This is a genomic window from Micromonospora sp. DT47, from assembly GCF_049844475.1.
GTDB lineage: Bacteria > Actinomycetota > Actinomycetes > Mycobacteriales > Micromonosporaceae > Micromonospora.
The window spans coordinates 13141-27605 of sequence record NZ_JBNCLC010000038.1 but is presented as its reverse complement, the minus strand read 5'-3'; the positions used below and the strand labels follow the sequence as shown (position 1 = coordinate 27605).

16 protein-coding genes and 1 pseudogene are annotated in these 14465 nt (G+C 74.2%); 11 read left to right on the top strand and 6 right to left on the bottom strand.

Going from position 1 to position 14465, the window contains the following annotated elements:
• The coding region (locus tag ACLQ2U_RS30750; RefSeq protein WP_425754398.1) for a helix-turn-helix domain-containing protein at nucleotides 1-266 on the bottom strand (266 nt) is incomplete at its 3' end.
• Nucleotides 267-285: 19 nt separating this feature from the next.
• Here ACLQ2U_RS30750 and tnpA point away from each other — a divergent pair.
• Nucleotides 286-700 (top strand): annotated as a pseudogene (gene tnpA, locus ACLQ2U_RS30745) (IS200/IS605 family transposase).
• Here tnpA and ACLQ2U_RS30740 read toward each other — a convergent pair.
• On the bottom strand, nucleotides 697-1341 hold the full coding sequence (locus tag ACLQ2U_RS30740) for a helix-turn-helix transcriptional regulator (RefSeq protein WP_425754397.1): 645 nt from the start codon (nucleotides 1339-1341) through the stop codon (nucleotides 697-699). The pseudogene tnpA and the gene ACLQ2U_RS30740 overlap by 4 nt on opposite strands.
• Before the next feature lie 43 nt (nucleotides 1342-1384).
• Here ACLQ2U_RS30740 and ACLQ2U_RS30735 point away from each other — a divergent pair, with 43 nt between their 5' ends.
• Together ACLQ2U_RS30735 and ACLQ2U_RS30730 are read left to right on the top strand one after the other, a co-directional pair.
• Complete coding sequence (locus tag ACLQ2U_RS30735) at nucleotides 1385-1861, top strand: hypothetical protein (protein ID WP_425754396.1); 477 nt, start codon at nucleotides 1385-1387, stop codon at nucleotides 1859-1861.
• Nucleotides 1858-2316 (top strand): hypothetical protein, encoded by a 459-nt coding sequence (locus ACLQ2U_RS30730; protein ID WP_425754395.1) that lies wholly within the window; start codon nucleotides 1858-1860, stop codon nucleotides 2314-2316. Before ACLQ2U_RS30735 ends, ACLQ2U_RS30730 begins: the two co-directional genes overlap by 4 nt.
• 52 nt (nucleotides 2317-2368) lie before the next feature.
• On the opposite strand, the gene ACLQ2U_RS30725 is transcribed toward ACLQ2U_RS30730, so the two are convergent.
• Nucleotides 2369-3019 (bottom strand): TetR/AcrR family transcriptional regulator, encoded by a 651-nt coding sequence (locus ACLQ2U_RS30725; RefSeq protein ID WP_425754394.1) that lies wholly within the window; start codon nucleotides 3017-3019, stop codon nucleotides 2369-2371.
• Nucleotides 3020-3133: 114 nt separating this feature from the next.
• Here ACLQ2U_RS30725 and ACLQ2U_RS30720 point away from each other — a divergent pair, with 114 nt between their 5' ends.
• The 6 genes from ACLQ2U_RS30720 (at nucleotide 3134) to ACLQ2U_RS30695 (ending at nucleotide 9807) form a co-directional block, all read left to right on the top strand.
• Nucleotides 3134-4639 carry a flavin-containing monooxygenase gene (locus ACLQ2U_RS30720; RefSeq protein ID WP_425754393.1) on the top strand — a complete coding sequence of 502 codons (1506 nt, stop codon included), beginning with the start codon at nucleotides 3134-3136 and terminating at the stop codon, nucleotides 4637-4639.
• Nucleotides 4640-4678: 39 nt separating this feature from the next.
• Nucleotides 4679-5590 carry an SDR family NAD(P)-dependent oxidoreductase gene (locus ACLQ2U_RS30715; RefSeq protein ID WP_425754392.1) on the top strand — a complete coding sequence of 304 codons (912 nt, stop codon included), beginning with the start codon at nucleotides 4679-4681 and terminating at the stop codon, nucleotides 5588-5590.
• Nucleotides 5587-6480 carry an alpha/beta fold hydrolase gene (locus ACLQ2U_RS30710; protein ID WP_425754391.1) on the top strand — a complete coding sequence of 298 codons (894 nt, stop codon included), beginning with the start codon at nucleotides 5587-5589 and terminating at the stop codon, nucleotides 6478-6480. The genes ACLQ2U_RS30715 and ACLQ2U_RS30710 overlap by 4 nt, the downstream gene beginning before the upstream one ends.
• Nucleotides 6481-6597: 117 nt before the next feature.
• On the top strand, nucleotides 6598-7716 hold the full coding sequence (locus tag ACLQ2U_RS30705) for a CapA family protein (RefSeq protein ID WP_425754390.1): 1119 nt from the start codon (nucleotides 6598-6600) through the stop codon (nucleotides 7714-7716).
• A gap of 121 nt (nucleotides 7717-7837) precedes the next feature.
• Complete coding sequence (locus ACLQ2U_RS30700; RefSeq protein ID WP_425754389.1) at nucleotides 7838-8500, top strand: GntR family transcriptional regulator; 663 nt, start codon at nucleotides 7838-7840, stop codon at nucleotides 8498-8500.
• Nucleotides 8497-9807, top strand: a complete 1311-nt coding sequence (locus ACLQ2U_RS30695; protein WP_425754388.1) for an MFS transporter — start codon at nucleotides 8497-8499, stop codon at nucleotides 9805-9807. The genes ACLQ2U_RS30700 and ACLQ2U_RS30695 overlap by 4 nt, the downstream gene beginning before the upstream one ends.
• 30 nt (nucleotides 9808-9837) lie before the next feature.
• Here ACLQ2U_RS30695 and ACLQ2U_RS30690 read toward each other — a convergent pair whose 3' ends face one another.
• Entirely contained in the window at nucleotides 9838-10257 is a 420-nt protein-coding gene (locus ACLQ2U_RS30690; protein ID WP_425754387.1) for a hypothetical protein, read from the bottom strand.
• 144 nt (nucleotides 10258-10401) lie between these two features.
• Between ACLQ2U_RS30690 and ACLQ2U_RS30685 the strand changes: the two genes are divergently transcribed.
• Both ACLQ2U_RS30685 and ACLQ2U_RS30680 read left to right on the top strand, forming a co-directional pair.
• Nucleotides 10402-11490: an S-(hydroxymethyl)mycothiol dehydrogenase gene (locus tag ACLQ2U_RS30685; protein ID WP_425754386.1), complete on the top strand. Its 1089-nt coding sequence runs from the start codon at nucleotides 10402-10404 to the stop codon at nucleotides 11488-11490.
• A complete protein-coding gene (locus ACLQ2U_RS30680) occupies nucleotides 11487-12116 on the top strand; it encodes an MBL fold metallo-hydrolase (protein ID WP_425754385.1) in 630 nt (209 codons plus the stop codon). The genes ACLQ2U_RS30685 and ACLQ2U_RS30680 overlap by 4 nt, the downstream gene beginning before the upstream one ends.
• Nucleotides 12117-12351: 235 nt before the next feature.
• On the opposite strand, the gene ACLQ2U_RS30675 is transcribed toward ACLQ2U_RS30680, so the two are convergent.
• Complete coding sequence (locus tag ACLQ2U_RS30675) at nucleotides 12352-13314, bottom strand: anti-sigma factor RsbA family regulatory protein (protein WP_425754384.1); 963 nt, start codon at nucleotides 13312-13314, stop codon at nucleotides 12352-12354.
• Entirely contained in the window at nucleotides 13311-14168 is an 858-nt protein-coding gene (locus ACLQ2U_RS30670; RefSeq protein WP_425754383.1) for an MEDS domain-containing protein, read from the bottom strand. The genes ACLQ2U_RS30675 and ACLQ2U_RS30670 overlap by 4 nt, the downstream gene beginning before the upstream one ends.
• Between the last annotated feature and the right edge of the window lie 297 nt (nucleotides 14169-14465).

Genomic DNA, 14465 nt, shown 5'->3' with positions numbered 1-14465 from the left:
TAGGCGATGTTCAGGTCCGCGAGGGCCTGCTGGAGGACGACCGCCGACACCTCACCCAGCCACGCCCGCTCGGGCCTCTGCTTGGCCTGGGTGATGACCCGCTTCGACAACTCGCCATCGGACAGGTACGCCTCGCCGGCCCCATGGGCCTGCTGGCGTGCGCGCAGCCCGTCGTTGAACACCACCCGCGCGCACCCGAACGCCCGCGCCAACGCTGCCTGCTGCCCGGACGTCGGGTAGACGCGGTAGTTGTACCGGAGCTGCACATCGGACAGTCAACCATCCATGGCCGACACTGGAGCCGCCCCGACTGGCAGGCACGGCGTGTTCGTCCTGCGTGCCCACTTGGTCTTCGTGACCACGTTCCGGCACGGTGTTCGGTGACCGACATCTCAGGCGCCTGGAGGAGATCATGCGGGCAGTGTGCGCCGACTTCGACACCGCCCTGGTCGAGTTCAACGGCGAAGGCGAGCACGTGCACCTGTTGGTCAACTACCCGCCCAAGGTCGCCCTGTCGAAGCTGGTCAACAGCCCCAAGGGCGTGTCCTCACGCCGGATGCGCCAGGAGTTCCCCGACCCCGTGCGCCACTACTACCGGGCCAACAAGTTGTGGTCAGCCTCCTACTTCGCCGGGTCCGTCGGCGGCCCACCATTGACCGCCCTGCGCCAGCACATCGAGCAGCAGAATCCGCCGGGTTAGGCCCTCCCGCGCGGGCCTTCACCCCCGCCCCGAACGGCGAAGCCCTGGCCCGTATCCCGGTAGCTGGCCGGCCCGTGCCCGCCGTCGGCCACCACGTACCACCGGCCGCCCTTGAGCACCAGGCCGTACGGCGCCAGCACCGTGGTCCGCTCGCCGCGCCAGCTGCGGTAGCGCACCCGCAGCCGGTGCTGTCGCCACACCGCCTCTGCGGTGGGACCCAGGTGGGGCGAGGCGTCGACGTCGGAGTACCAGTTCGGGGTGTCCAGGTGGAAGCGCTGGCGGACCGCCTCGGCCCGGTCCCGCAGCACCGGCGGCAGCGCGGCGTCCAACTTGAGCTGCACGGCGGCCACCACGGCGCCGTACCCGAGTTCGGCGGCCGGGCCGGGCAGGCCGGCGAGGAAGAGCCGCTCGGCCTCCTCCGCGGTCAACCCGGTCAGCCGGGTACGCCAGCCGTCGACCAGCCGGTAGCCGCCGGCGTGCCCGGCCTCCCCGTAGAGCGGGATGCCGGCGGCGTGCAGCGACTCGACGTCCCGGTAGATGGTGCGGGTGGAGACCTCGAGGCGCTCGGCGAGATTGGCGGCGGTCATCCGGCCGTGCGTCTGGAGCAGCAGCAGGACCGACAGCAGGCGACTGGCGCGCATTCCACTGACAGTAGTTGTCAGGGGTCGGCGCTACCGTCCCGGCATGGCTTTCCGAGACAAGGAGCTGCGGGTGCGCGGGGCGACCACCGTCGCCGGCCGGCAGCTCAAGCGCTATCAGATCGACCAGCCCGACCGGAGGATCACGCCGGAGGTGGAACGGGCCGCGTACGCCGTCCTGCCCCACCTGCTGCCGCCACCGGACGGCAGCACCCCGCCGGCCGGCTGGGTGGTGCTGCACCGGGGCGCGGACACCGGCGCCTACCTGCTGGCGTACACCTGGTTCTGGGACAACGTGGTGGAGTGCCGGATCGCCGTCGCCGGCCAGCCGGCGCTCGGCTGCCCGGACGACGACCCGGCGCGCTTCGTGCCGCTGGACCGACCCGGGGTGGGCTGCGTCTGGGAGCTGGGGGTGCTGGAGCACGAGCGGGCCGCCTGGGTCCGTCACGTCCTCGCCCCCGACCGGCCCGACCTGGACGGCTACCTGGCCGACCGCAAGATGGAAGGACCGGTGGGACGGTGAGCGGCGACTTCGACTTCTTCCTCGGCCGGTGGGACGTCGCCAGCCGGCGCCTGGTGAAGCGGCACGTCGGCAGCGACGAGTGGGACGAGTTCCCCGGCGCCAGCGTCGCCCACCAGTTCTTCGACGGCGGGGGCAGCTTCGACGAGGTGTCGTTTCCCAGCCGCGGCTTCTCCGGCGCCACCGTACGGATCTTCGATCCGGTCCGGGAGGAATGGTCGATCTACTGGATGAACAGCCGTCGCGGGGTGCTGGAGGTGCCCCCGGTGGTCGGCCGGTTCGCCGACGGGGTCGGCACGTTCTTCGCCGACGACACTGACGAGGGACGCCCGGTCCGTTGCCGGTTCGTCTGGTCCGGCATCACCCCGACCCACTGCCGCTGGGAGCAGGCCTTCTCCACCGATGGCGGGCGGAGCTGGGAGACCAACTGGATCATGGAGTTCACCCGGGCCGGCTGACCCGGGTCGCGGCGACCGGCTGGGGACGGGCGCGTCCCCAGCCGGCGCGCCGTCACTGCGGGGTCGTGGTGCGGTAGATGCCGCTCAGCCAGACGTCGAGCAGCACGTCCACCACGTCCCGCTCGGCCACGGCCGGCCCGTCACCGGCGAAGGTGGCGTACCAGACCCGCTCGTTCATCGAGTTCAGCGCGATGGCCAGGTCCCGGGCGGGGAGCCCGGGCGGGGCGGCGCCGCGGCGCCGTTCCGCCTCGATCGCCGCCTGAACGGCCTGCACCCAGCGTTCCAGCACGTTGGCCCAGAGCCGGCGTACCTCGGCGTTGGTGCCGCGGACCTGGGCGCAGGCCAGCACCACCGTCCGGTGCGCACCGAAGGTGGCGTGGAACCGGCTGATCAGCTCCCGCCAGCGGGCCCGCGGGTCCTCGGCGAGCCGGTCCAGCACGTCCCCGGCGGCCGCGTCGGCCTCCTCGGTGACCCGGTCGAGCAGGGTGAGCAGCACCGCGTCCTTGGACGGGAAGTAGAAGTAGAAGGTCGGCCGGGAGATGCCCGCGCCCCGGGCCAGGTCGTCGATCGAGATCTCGCCGAAGGCGCGCTGCCGCAGCAGGCGCTCGGCGCTGGTCAGGATGGCCAGCTCGCGGTCGTCGCCCGCGGACCGCGCGGCCCGCCGTCCGCGCCCGGTCCCGGCGGGGGTACGGGCGGTGGTCATGGGCGTCGATGCTACACCCGGTCGACAGCATGTCGAGCCCACTCGACAGGGTGTTGACGGACGTCGACGGCGGTGGATAGTGTCCGGTCCTCTGCCTCGGACCCGGGAGATGCGATGGCCTCCGACCACGTCGACGTGCTCATCGTCGGGGCCGGCCTGTCCGGCATCGGCGCGGCCGTGCACCTGCGACGCAACTGTCCCGACAAGACGTACGCCGTCCTCGAGGCGCGCGGCGCGATCGGCGGCACCTGGGACCTGTTCCGCTACCCGGGCATCCGCTCCGACTCGGACATGTTCACCCTCGGCTACTCGTTCAAGCCGTGGACCGACCCGAAGGCGATCGCCGACGGCGACTCCATCCGCAGCTACGTCCGGGAGACCGCCCGCGAGTACGGCGTCGAGGAGCACATCCGCTTCCACCACCGGGTGGTCCGCGCCGAGTGGGACAGCGCGACCGCGCGCTGGACGGTCCACGTCCGGCGCGACGACACCGCCGAAGACGTGGTGCTGACCTGCGCGTTCCTCTTCACCTGCGCCGGCTACTACCGCTACGACGAGGGCTACACCCCGCAGTTCCCAGGCATCGAGCGGTTCGCCGGCACGCTGGTGCACCCGCAGCGCTGGCCCGACGACCTCGACCACACCGGCAGGCGGGTGGTGGTGATCGGCAGCGGCGCCACCGCGGTGACCCTGGTGCCGGCGATGGCCGAGCGGGCCGCCCACGTCACCATGCTCCAGCGCTCGCCCACCTACGTGATCTCGCTGCCGTCCCGGGACGTGGTCGCCGACGCGCTGCGCCGCTGGCTGCCGGAGAAGGCCGTCTACCCGGTGGTGCGCTGGAAGAACGTGCTGCTCGGCACCGCCAACTTCCAGCTCAGCCGGCGGGCGCCGAAGGTGGTCAGGGCGCTGCTGCGCCGGGCCGCCAAGGGCCGGCTGCCGGCCGGCTACGACATCGACCGGCACTTCTCGCCCCGCTACGACCCGTGGGACCAGCGGCTCTGCGTGGTGCCCGACGGCGACCTGTTCACCGCCGTGAAGACCGGTCGGGCCTCGGTGGTCACCGACACCATCGACACCTTCACCGAGTGGGGCGTTCGGCTCAGCTCCGGCGAGGAACTGCCGGCCGACGTGATCGTCACCGCCACCGGGCTCAACCTGCTCGCCTTCGGCGGGATGACCCTCGCCGTGGACGGCGTCGACGTGGACCTCGGGCAGACCGTGGCGTACAAGGGGATGATGCTCTCCGGGGTGCCGAACTTCGCCATGACGATCGGCTACACCAACGCGTCCTGGACGCTGAAGGCGGACCTCGTCGCCACGTACGTCTGCCGGCTGCTGCGCCACCTGGACTCCACCGGCCAGCAGATCGTCACCCCGGTCGCGCCGACCGGTAGCGAGCTGGAGCCGATCATCGACCTGAAGTCCGGGTACGTGCTGCGCAGCGTGGACGCGCTGCCCAAGCAGGGCGCCCGCGCGCCGTGGCGGCTCTACCAGAACTACGCCCGGGACGTGGTGCTGATGCGGCACGGTCGGCTGACCGACGAGGGGGTCCGCTTCTCCCGGGCCACGCCGGCCCCGTCCACCCCGGACTCCCGTACCGCCGGGGCCCCGGTCGCCTGACCGGGTCCCCGTCCCATCCACCCCAGCAGAGGAGGGCGCGTGCGCACCTTCGTCTTCACGGCCGGAACCGCCGTGGTCACCGGCGCCGCCAGCGGGATCGGCGAGGCGCTGGCGCACGGGCTCGCCCGGCGCGGCAGCGACCTCGTCCTGATCGACCGGGACGCCGAGCGGCTCGACGCGGTGGTCGCCGCGGTCCGGGCCGCGTACCCGGACCGGCAGGTCGCCACCTACGTGGTCGACCTGGCCGACCGGGCCGCCACCGCCCGGGTGGCCGAGGAGATCCGGGTCCGGCACCCCCGGATCCGGCTGCTGGTGAACAACGCCGGGGTGGCCCTGGGCGGACGGTTCGACCAGGTCACCCTCGACGAGTTCAACTGGCTGCTGGACATCAACTTCCACGCCGTGGTGCAGCTGACCCACGCGCTGCTGCCGGCGCTCAAGGCCGAGCCGGGGGCGCACCTGGTCAACGTCTCCAGCCTGTTCGGCCTGATCGCACCGGCCGGCCAGGCCGCCTACTCGGCCAGCAAGTTCGCGGTACGCGGCTTCACCGAGGCGCTGCGCCACGAACTGGTCGACGACGGGATCGGCGTGACCTCGGTGCACCCCGGCGGCATCGCCACCCGGATCGCCCGCAACGCCCGGGTCGGCAGCGGGGTGGCCCCCGAGGAGTACGAGACCGGCCGGCGGCAGTTCGAGAAGCTGCTCTCCATCCCCCCGGCGAAGGCCGCCGACGTGATCCTGCGCGGCGTCGAGCGGCGCCGCGGCCGGGTGCTGATCGGCTGGTCGGCGAAGCTGCCGGACCTGCTGGCCCGGTTCGTCCCCGCCTCCTACAACCGCCTCCTCGTCATCGGGCTCAACGCCGGCGCCGGCCGGCCCGCCGCCGGTGCCCACACCGCCCAGGCAGCCGGTACCCCCGGCCCGGCCGACGTCTCCGCGGCGGACCCGGCATGAGCGCCGCCACCGGGCCGCGTCCCCGGCACGTGACGGTCGACGGGCGGCGGGTGCGCCACCGGGTCGACGGCGACGGGCCGCCCGTGGTGCTGCTGCACGGCATCGGGCGCACGCTGCGCGACTTCACCGACCAGCACGACCTGCTCGCCCGGCGGTTCCGGGTGCACAGCGTCGACCTGCCCGGCCACGGCGGCTCGCTACCGCTGGCCGGCCCGTGCACCCTGCCGGCGCTGGGCCGCTTCGTCGGCCACTACCTCGACGCGGTCGGCCTCGACCGGCCGGTGCACCTGGTCGGCAACTCCCTCGGCGGCGCGGTGGCCATGCGGTTCGCGGCGACCGAGCCGGCCCGGGTGGCCAGCCTCGCCCTGGTCGACAGCGCCGGCTTCGGCCAGGAGGTGACCATCGCCCTGCGGCTGCTCGCGCTGCGCCCGCTGGCCCGGCTGCTGCTGCGCCCCAGCCGGGGCATGGCCCGCCGCACCGAGCGGGCCATCTTCCGCGACCCCGCGTTCGTCACCGACGAGCGGATCGCGTACGCCCTGGAGGTGGCCCGCCAGCCGTACGCCGCGCGGGTGATGCGGGAACTCGTCCGGGACCTCGGCACGTTCCGTGGGGTACGCCCGCAGTGGCGGGAGGAACTGCTCACCGAGGTCGCCCGGCACGACATCCCCACCCTGGTCGTCTGGGGCGACCGGGACCTCATCCTGCCCGCCGCCCACCTGGACGCCGCGCGGGAGCGGTTCCCCCGGGCCCGTACCCACCTCTTCTCCGACTGCGGCCACATGCCGCAGATCGAGCGGGCGGAGGAGTTCCAGCGGCTGCTGGTCGACCTCTGGGCCGCCGCCGAAGCCGGCGAGGCGACCGACCGGCCCGTCCCGACCGGGGCCGGCTGAGCCGTCAGGGCGGGGTGCTGCCCCGCTTCTCCTCCTGGGCGAGCGCGGCCTCCCGGTGCTCCGGGATTCCCATCGCTGCCGGCGTGCGAAGCCGCTCCCGACGGGAATGCCGGCGCCATGCCGGGCGACGGGGTGACCCTCTTTCTCAGCGGGGACGTGATGACCGGCCGGGGCGTGGACCAGATCCTGCCCCGACCCGGCCCGCCGGAGCTGCGGGAGCCGGCGGTCACCGACGCCCGCCGGTACGTGGAACTCGCCGAGTCGGCCTCCGGGCCGATCCCGCGCCCGGTTCCGCCGGAGTGGCCGTGGGGTGCGGCGTTGCGACTGCTGGACGACCTGCGACCGGACGTGCGGATCGTCAACCTGGAGACCTCGGTGACGGGCCGGGGGGAGTTCGCGCCCGGCAAGGGGATCCACTACCGGATGCATCCGGAGAACCTGCCCTGCCTGACGGCTGCCCGGCTCGATGTCTGCGCTCTGGCCAACAACCACGTGCTGGACTTCGGCCCGCAGGGGCTCGCCGACACCCTCGACGGGCTGCGTCGGGTCGGTGTCACGCCGGCGGGTGCGGGCCGGGACGAGGCCGAGGCGTGGCGTCCGGCCCGGGTCGACCTGGGCGGCGGACGCCGGCTGCTGCTCTGGTCGGTGGGCGCCCCGTCCAGCGGGATCCCGCCGCAGTGGGCGGCGGCCGACCGGCGACCGGGGGTGGCGTACCTGCCGGAGACGACCGAGGCGTCCGCCGGCGCGCTCGCCGACCGGGTCGCACGCGAGGCCCGGCCCGGCGACCTGGTGGTGGTCTCCGTGCACTGGGGCTCGAACTGGGGTTACCAGGTGCCGGCGGAGCAGGTGCGCTTCGCGCACCGGCTGGTCGAGGCCGGGGTGCACGTGGTGCACGGCCACTCGTCGCACCACCCGCGTCCGATCGAGGTCCACCGGGGCCGGCTGATCCTCTACGGCTGCGGTGACCTGGTGGACGACTACGAGGGGATCGGCGGGCAGGAGTCGTTCCGCCCGGAGCTGCGGCTGCTGCACCTGCCCACCTTCGACGCGGGCCGGCTGGTCCGGCTGCGCCTGGTCCCGGTCCGGATCCGCCGGATGCGGCTGGAGCCGGCGGAGCCCGCCGAGGCCCGGTGGCTCGCCGAACTGCTCGACCGTCTCGGCGAGCCGGTCCGGACCGGCTTCGAGCTGGGCGACGACGGCGTGATCACGCTCAGCTCGGCTTCCCGCTCCGACTGACGGGGTTTGCCGCGACGGGAGTGACGGACGGCCGACCGCCACCGGCGGGCCCGATGTGGCGTGCCGCACCCCGGGACCAACGTGAGGGCGGGGCAGACCGGTAGAGATGCATCATAGATACATGACGCATCCCAGCCCGCCGTCGCGGACCGCCGCGCCGTCGGCCGCCGAGCGGGCCTACCGCCACCTCAAGCGGGCCATCCTGGAGCAGATCTACCCGGGCGGCCTACTGATCAGCGAGGGCGAGATCGCCGAGGCCGCCGGGGTGTCCCGCACGCCGGTCCGCGAGGCGCTGCTCCGGCTCGAGGCCGAGGGACTGGTGGCCCTCTACCCCAAGCGCGGCGCGTTGATCCGGCCGGTCTCCGCCCGGGAGATCGTCGACGTCATCGAGGCCCGCCGCCTGGTCGAGCTGCACGCCGCCGAACGGGTCTGGCCGCAGCGGCACACCCTGCGCCCGGTGCTCGCCGGCTGTCTGGACCGGATGCGCGAGGCGCACGCCGCCGGTGACCTGCGCGCGCTGATGGAGGCCGACCGGGCCTTCCACGCCAGCGTGGTCGAGGCCGCCGGCAACGAGATCCTCGCCGAGCTCTACCACCGGCTGCGCGACCGGCAGCTGCGGATGGGCGAGGCCAGCTTCCGGCTCTCACCGGGCTGGGCGGAGGTGGCCCTCACCGAACACGCCGGTCAGCTCGCCGCCCTCGACGGCGACGACCGGCAGGTCTGGCTGGACGCCGTCGGCACGCACATCGACAACGCGGCGACCGTGCTGCGGACCCTGCGGTGAGCGCCGCCCCGACGGCCGTCCCGCGCCGCTCGGCCGCGCTGGTCTGGGCGGTGGCGGTCACCGCGTACGTGGCGGCGGTGTTCCACCGCAGTTCGCTCGGCGTGACCGGGGTGGACGCCGCGCACCGCTTCGACATCAACGCCTCCGCCCTGGCCACCTTCACGGTGGCCCAGCTCGCCGTGTACGCGGCCATGCAGGTGCCGGTCGGGGTGCTGCTCGACCGGTACGGCTCGCGCCGGCTGCTGCTCGTCGGGGGCGCGCTGATGGTCGCCGGTCAGCTCTGCTTCGCCGTCGCCACCGACGTACGGCTTGCCGTGGCCGCCCGGGTGCTGGTCGGTCTGGGCGACGCGATGACCTTCATCAGCGTGCTGCGGATCGTGGCCTTCTGGTTCCCGGGCCGGCGCAACCCGCTGCTGGTGCAGCTCACCGGGACCCTCGGCCAGCTCGGCGCGATCCTCGGCGCCGTGCCGCTGGTCGCGCTGCTGCACCACGCGGGCTGGACCCCGGCCTTCCTCACCGCCGCCGCGCTCGGCGCGACGGTGCTGCTGCTGGTGGCCGCCGGGGTCCGGGACACCCCGCACCGCGAGCACGCCGGCGCCGTAGCCCCGAACCTGGCCACCGTACGCCGGCAACTGGCCGCCGCCTGGGCGCAGCCGGGCACCCGGCTGGGGCTGTGGACGCACTTCGTCACCCAGTTCTCCGGCGCGGTCTTCGCGCTGCTCTGGGGCTACCCGTTCCTGGTGCAGGGGCAGGGGCTCACCCCGACCGGCGCGGCGGCCCTGCTCACCCTGATGACCGTGGCCACGCTGCTGTCCGGGCCGGTGATCGCGCACCTGTGCGCCCGGCACCCGTTCCGCCGCTCGGTGGTGGTCTTCGCCATCACCGGCGCCACCGCCGTGGTCTGGGCCGTCGTGCTCGCCTGGCCGGGACGGGCCCCGCACTGGCTGCTGGTGACCCTGGTGCTCGTGCTCGCCGTGAACGGCCCCGGCTCGGTGATCGGCTTCGACTACGCCCGCACCTTCAACCCGGTCCACCGGATCGGCAGCGCGACCGGCATCGTCAACGTCGGTGGCTTCGTCGCGTCGATCGCACTGGTCCTCGCGGTCGGCGTGGTGCTTGACCTGAGCACCCCGGCCGGCAGCGTCACCCCGCCGCTGGACGCCTTCCGCTGGGCCTTCGCCGTGCAGTACCTGCTCTGGGCGCTCGGCGCGGTGCAGGTGCTGCGCTACCGCAACGCCGCCCGCCGCCGGCTCGCCGAGGAGCGCGCCGCCGCACCCGCACCCGCCGCGGCCGTGCCCGGCGCCTGATCGGCGACCCGGCCAGGGTCGGCGGGCCGGTCAGCGGCAGCGCCGGCGGTGGGTGAGGGAGTCCAGGACCAGGGTGAGGCCGGCGCCGACGAGCCAGACGTCCTTGGCGAGGCCGATGCCCGCCTGGGTCGGCTTCAGGCTGTTCGGCTCCCGCAGCCCGGGCGTGCGCAGGTAGAGCTGCACCAACCCGGCGCCGAACGCGGTCAGCCCCAGCCCGGCCAGCAGGGACGGCACGAACGGGGTGAGCAGTGCGGCACCCAGCGCCACCTCGCCCCTGGACAGCAGCCGGACGAAGCGGGCCGGCTCCACCTGCCCGAGCTGGGGGATCGCGCCGACCGCCATGCCGTGCACCGCCTCGGCGGCCTCACCCTCCAGGGTCCGCTTGCCCAGCCCGGAATTGAGGATGAACGCGCCGATGCTGACCCGCAACGGCGCATGCGTGAGCTTCATGTCCACTCCCGTCCCCGCGGAGAACCGTGCCCCCGCCTACCCGGCACCGGCCGGGATAACCTGCCGCGTTCGGCTGGGTCCCCGACGTCGGCCGGCGGTAGGTTCCCAGAGAGGCATGATCGTGGACGCAGCCAGGAGGACACTGTGAGCCAGGAAGTCCGGGGAGTCGTTTCGCGGCGCAAGGGCGCGCCGGTCGAGGTCACCACCATCGTGGTGCCCGACCCGGGGCCCGGCGAGGCGGTGGTGAGGATCCAGTCCTGCGGGGTGTGCCACACCGACCTGCACTACCGCGAGGGCGGCATCAACGACGAATACCCGTTCCTGCTCGGCCACGAGGCGGCCGGTGTCGTGGAGCAGGTGGGGGAGGGGGTCACCGGCGTCGCGCCCGGCGACTTCGTGGTGCTCAACTGGCGGGCCGTCTGCGGCGTCTGCCGGGCCTGTCGCCGCGGCCGCCCCTGGTACTGCTTCAACACCCACAACGCGGCCCGGAAGATGACCCTCACCGACGGCACCGAACTCACCCCGGCGCTGGGCATCGGAGCCTTCGCCGAGAAGACCCTGGTGCACGCCGGCCAGTGCACCAAGGTCGACCCGGCCGCCCGGCCCGCCGCGGTCGGCCTGCTCGGCTGCGGGGTGATGGCCGGCCTCGGCGCCGCGATGAACACCGGCGGGGTCACCCGGGGCGACTCGGTGGCGGTGATCGGCTGCGGGGGCGTCGGCGACGCGGCCGTCGCCGGCGCGGCGCTGGCCGGCGCGACGACGATCATCGCGGTGGACACCGACGCCCGGAAGCTCGACTGGGCGCGGAAGTTCGGCGCCACCCACACCGTCAACGCCTCCGCCGAGGACCCGGTCGAGGCGATCCGGGCCGCCACCGGCGGGTTCGGCGCCGACGTGGTGATCGACGCGGTCGGCCGCCCGGAAACCTGGAAGCAGGCGTTCTACGCCCGCGACCTGGCCGGCACCGTCGTGCTGGTCGGCGTGCCGACCCCCCAGATGACCGTCGACCTGCCGCTGCTGGACGTCTTCGGCCGCGGCGGCGCGCTCAAGTCCAGCTGGTACGGCGACTGCCTGCCCAGCCGCGATTTCCCGATGCTCACCGAGCTCTACCTGCAGGGCCGGCTCGACCTGGACGCCTTCGTCACCGAGGAGATCGCGCTGGACCAGGTCGAGGAGGCCTTCGGCCGGATGCACCACGGCGACGTGCTGCGCTCGGTGGTGGTGTTCCCGTGACCGCCCGGGTCGACCACGCCGTCACCTCCGGCACGTTCTCCCTCGACGGGCAGACCTTCGACGTGGACAACAACGTCTGGGTGGTCGGCGACGACGCCGAGTGCGTCGTGGTCGACGCCCCGCACGACGTCGCGGCCATCCTGCGCGCCGTCGGCGACCGCCGGGTCGTCGCCGTCCTGGCCACCCACGCCCACGACGACCACGTACGGGTGGCGCCCGAGCTGGCCCGGGCCACCGGCGCGCCGGTCCTGCTGCACCCCGCCGACCGGGTGCTCTGGGACCTGGTCCACCCCGACCTGCCCCCGGACGGGGAGCTGGCCGACGGTCAGGCCGTCGACGTCGCCGGGACCACCCTGCGGGTGCTGCACACCCCCGGCCACAGTCCCGGGGCGTGCAGCTTCCACGCTCCGGCGCTCGGCGTGGTCTTCACCGGCGACACCCTCTTCGCCGGCGGGCCCGGCGCGACGGGCCGGTCGTACAGCGACTTCGGCACCATCGTGGATTCGATCCGGACCCGGCTGCTCACCCTGCCCCCGGAAACCGTGGTGCACACCGGGCACGGCGACAGCACCACCGTCGGCGCGGAGGCCCCGCACGTCGGGGAGTGGCTGGCCCGCGGCCACTGACCGAGGCTCCGGTCACCGCGCGGATGCACTGCCAGGACGTCCCTGCGGGCCCGGTCCAGCCAGGTGAACCCCAGCACCTCGGCGCCGGGCCGCAGGTCGCGCAGGCCGGCTTCGACGACCGGGGAGAAGACCAGCCACGCCTCCGGCGCGCCCTCGTCGCCCTGCTTCGGCGCGACGTCCGGATCCGTCAGCGGCGACTCGACCCGGCCGATCGGCCGCAACTCGTACGTCCCGGTCACGCGCCGACCCTGTCGTCGTGGCGCATGTGCAGCCGGACCGTGGTTCCGGCCGTCGTGCGGTGCACCAGCACCAGGTCGCAGAGCGCGTGCACGATGACCAGCCCGCGCCCGCCGATCCCGTCGTGCCGGGGGGCCAGCCGGCCGGCGAGCGGATCGGCCAGCCAGCCGTCGTCGCGGATCTCGCAGACCAGGTGCTCGCCGGTCCGCCACACCCGCAGCTCGCCGCCGCCACCGGCGTGCACCACGCTGTTCGTGGCCAGCTCGGTCACCGCGATCTGCAGGTCGGCGACCCGGTCCGGGTGCAGGCCGCCGCCGTCCGCGTGACCGGTGACGAACCGCCGTACCTCGGGCAGGTTTTCGGCGGTGTACCGCAGCACCGGGACCGGTTCGGCCGGCACCGGCAGCGGCTTGTTGTGGCCGGCGACCACCTGCGCCGGGGCGAAGGTGACGCTGGGCCGCCGGCCCGCCGCGTCGACCAGCACCGGATGGGTGCGGCAGGCGTCGGCGAGCACCCCGGCGGGCAGCCGCGACGCGTCGTACGGGCAGCGGATGTGCAGATCGCGCCCGGCGAACGCCGCGTTGATCAACGCCTCGTGCTGGGCGCACGCCGGCTGTTCCAGCTCGGTACGCCCCGCCCACACCGGCTCGCCGACGATCCGGACCCGCCGCCCGGGGTGGCGGTCGAGGAAGGCCTGCAACACCCAGGGGATGATCCTCCCCGGGTTCCGGCCGGCCTCGGTCATGTCGGCCCACCGGACCCGGTCACCGTCGGCGCCGACGCCGGCGCGGATCAGCGTCAACCGGTCCCCGGGCACGGCCACCAGCACCGGTTCGCCCCGGCGCAACCCGTCTTCGACGAACGGGACCGTGCCATCGAGCAGGGCCGCCGTGTCCCGGTAGAAGAGTCCCTCGTGGACCAGGCCGGGACTCGGCGGCCCGGCCGGCTCCGACACCGTCATGCCGGACACCCCGCGGGGTCGACGGCGCCCACCAGGTCGAGCAGCCGGGACAGCGCCGGACGGCAGCCGACCAGGCGTACGTCGGTGGGCCCGGACCGGCGGGCACGGGCCAGCACGGTCGCCGCGCTCACGTCCGCGAACCTCAGCTCGGAGACGTCCAGCACCGTCCGTCCGGTCGGTGCCGGCCTGCCGGCATGGCGGAGCACGGCGGTGAACGCCTCCCGGTTGCTGCGGTCGACCTCGCCGACCAGGCGCAGGCCGTGCGGGTCGGAGGTGCGGTACGCCCGCAGCATCGGGCGCCACGACCCGCTGGCGTGCGGGCCGACCGTGGCCGGGTGCGCGGCGCTCACCGGGTGCAGCTGCTCCCGCGCGAACAACCGGCGGTCGTAGAGGCAGAGCGCGGCGACCTCGCCGGTGAGGAAGAGCTGGTTGACCTCGGCCTCGTAGCGGCACAGCTCGGCCACCGAGGCGCCCTGCCGCAGCGCCCACCCCATGTCCCCGACCAGTCGCAGACCTGGGTAGTCCTCCCGGCGTGCGCGGGCAGCCTCCGCGACCAGGCTGTCTATCATCCTCTCCGGGCTGAACCGGCGTCCGGCCAGGTAGCTCTCCACCGCCGGCACTATGCGCAGCTGACCGCCAGCCAGGGCCCTCTCGGTCGGCACCCCCCGCTCGTCGAGGTGCGCGCGGGCAGCCGACGGGGCGATCGCGTCGGTGCACCAGACGACCTTGTGTCCGAGACCCAGGCCGTGGGCGACGAACCGCCCGGCGGCGTCGAGGCCGTCGGTCCCGTCGTCGTGGATCCAGCAGATGTGGTCGCCCAGCCGGAGCTGGTCGACCGCCGTGCGTGCCGTCACCGTCCTCGCCCTCCGCTCGGCGCCGCCTCACTCTAGCCCGCCGCGGGTCCCAGCCCCACGACACGGCGCTTGCCCGGCCCCCGACGACAGGGTTATCCTGCGACTGGACCCGGATGCCGGCGCACGGCGCCGCCCGGAGATCCGCCACTCCCCGTCCCGCCCCGCGGTCGTCCTCCTGGCCGGCCGGGCCGACGTCTCCACCGGACCCGTCCGCGCCGCGCCGACGGTCCGTCGCACCGTCCGCCGCGACCCGCGCGCCGACGGCCTCCCCACCACGGCATCCCGGGCCGCCGTTGC

Bases quoted from the DNA above. Each gene is read 5' to 3' on its own strand.
- ACLQ2U_RS30705 (WP_425754390.1), top strand. From the start codon at position 6,598: ATGCCGGGCGACGGGGTGACCCTCTTTCTCAGCGGGGACGTGATGACC.
- ACLQ2U_RS30690 (WP_425754387.1), bottom strand. From the start codon at position 10,257: ATGAAGCTCACGCATGCGCCGTTGCGGGTCAGCATCGGCGCGTTCATC.
- ACLQ2U_RS30740 (WP_425754397.1), bottom strand. From the start codon at position 1,341: ATGCGCGCCAGTCGCCTGCTGTCGGTCCTGCTGCTGCTCCAGACGCAC.
- ACLQ2U_RS30675 (WP_425754384.1), bottom strand. From the start codon at position 13,314: ATGACGGTGTCGGAGCCGGCCGGGCCGCCGAGTCCCGGCCTGGTCCAC.
- ACLQ2U_RS30700 (WP_425754389.1), top strand. From the start codon at position 7,838: ATGACGCATCCCAGCCCGCCGTCGCGGACCGCCGCGCCGTCGGCCGCC.
- ACLQ2U_RS30720 (WP_425754393.1), top strand. From the start codon at position 3,134: ATGGCCTCCGACCACGTCGACGTGCTCATCGTCGGGGCCGGCCTGTCC.
- ACLQ2U_RS30710 (WP_425754391.1), top strand. From the start codon at position 5,587: ATGAGCGCCGCCACCGGGCCGCGTCCCCGGCACGTGACGGTCGACGGG.
- ACLQ2U_RS30725 (WP_425754394.1), bottom strand. From the start codon at position 3,019: ATGACCACCGCCCGTACCCCCGCCGGGACCGGGCGCGGACGGCGGGCC.
- ACLQ2U_RS30735 (WP_425754396.1), top strand. From the start codon at position 1,385: ATGGCTTTCCGAGACAAGGAGCTGCGGGTGCGCGGGGCGACCACCGTC.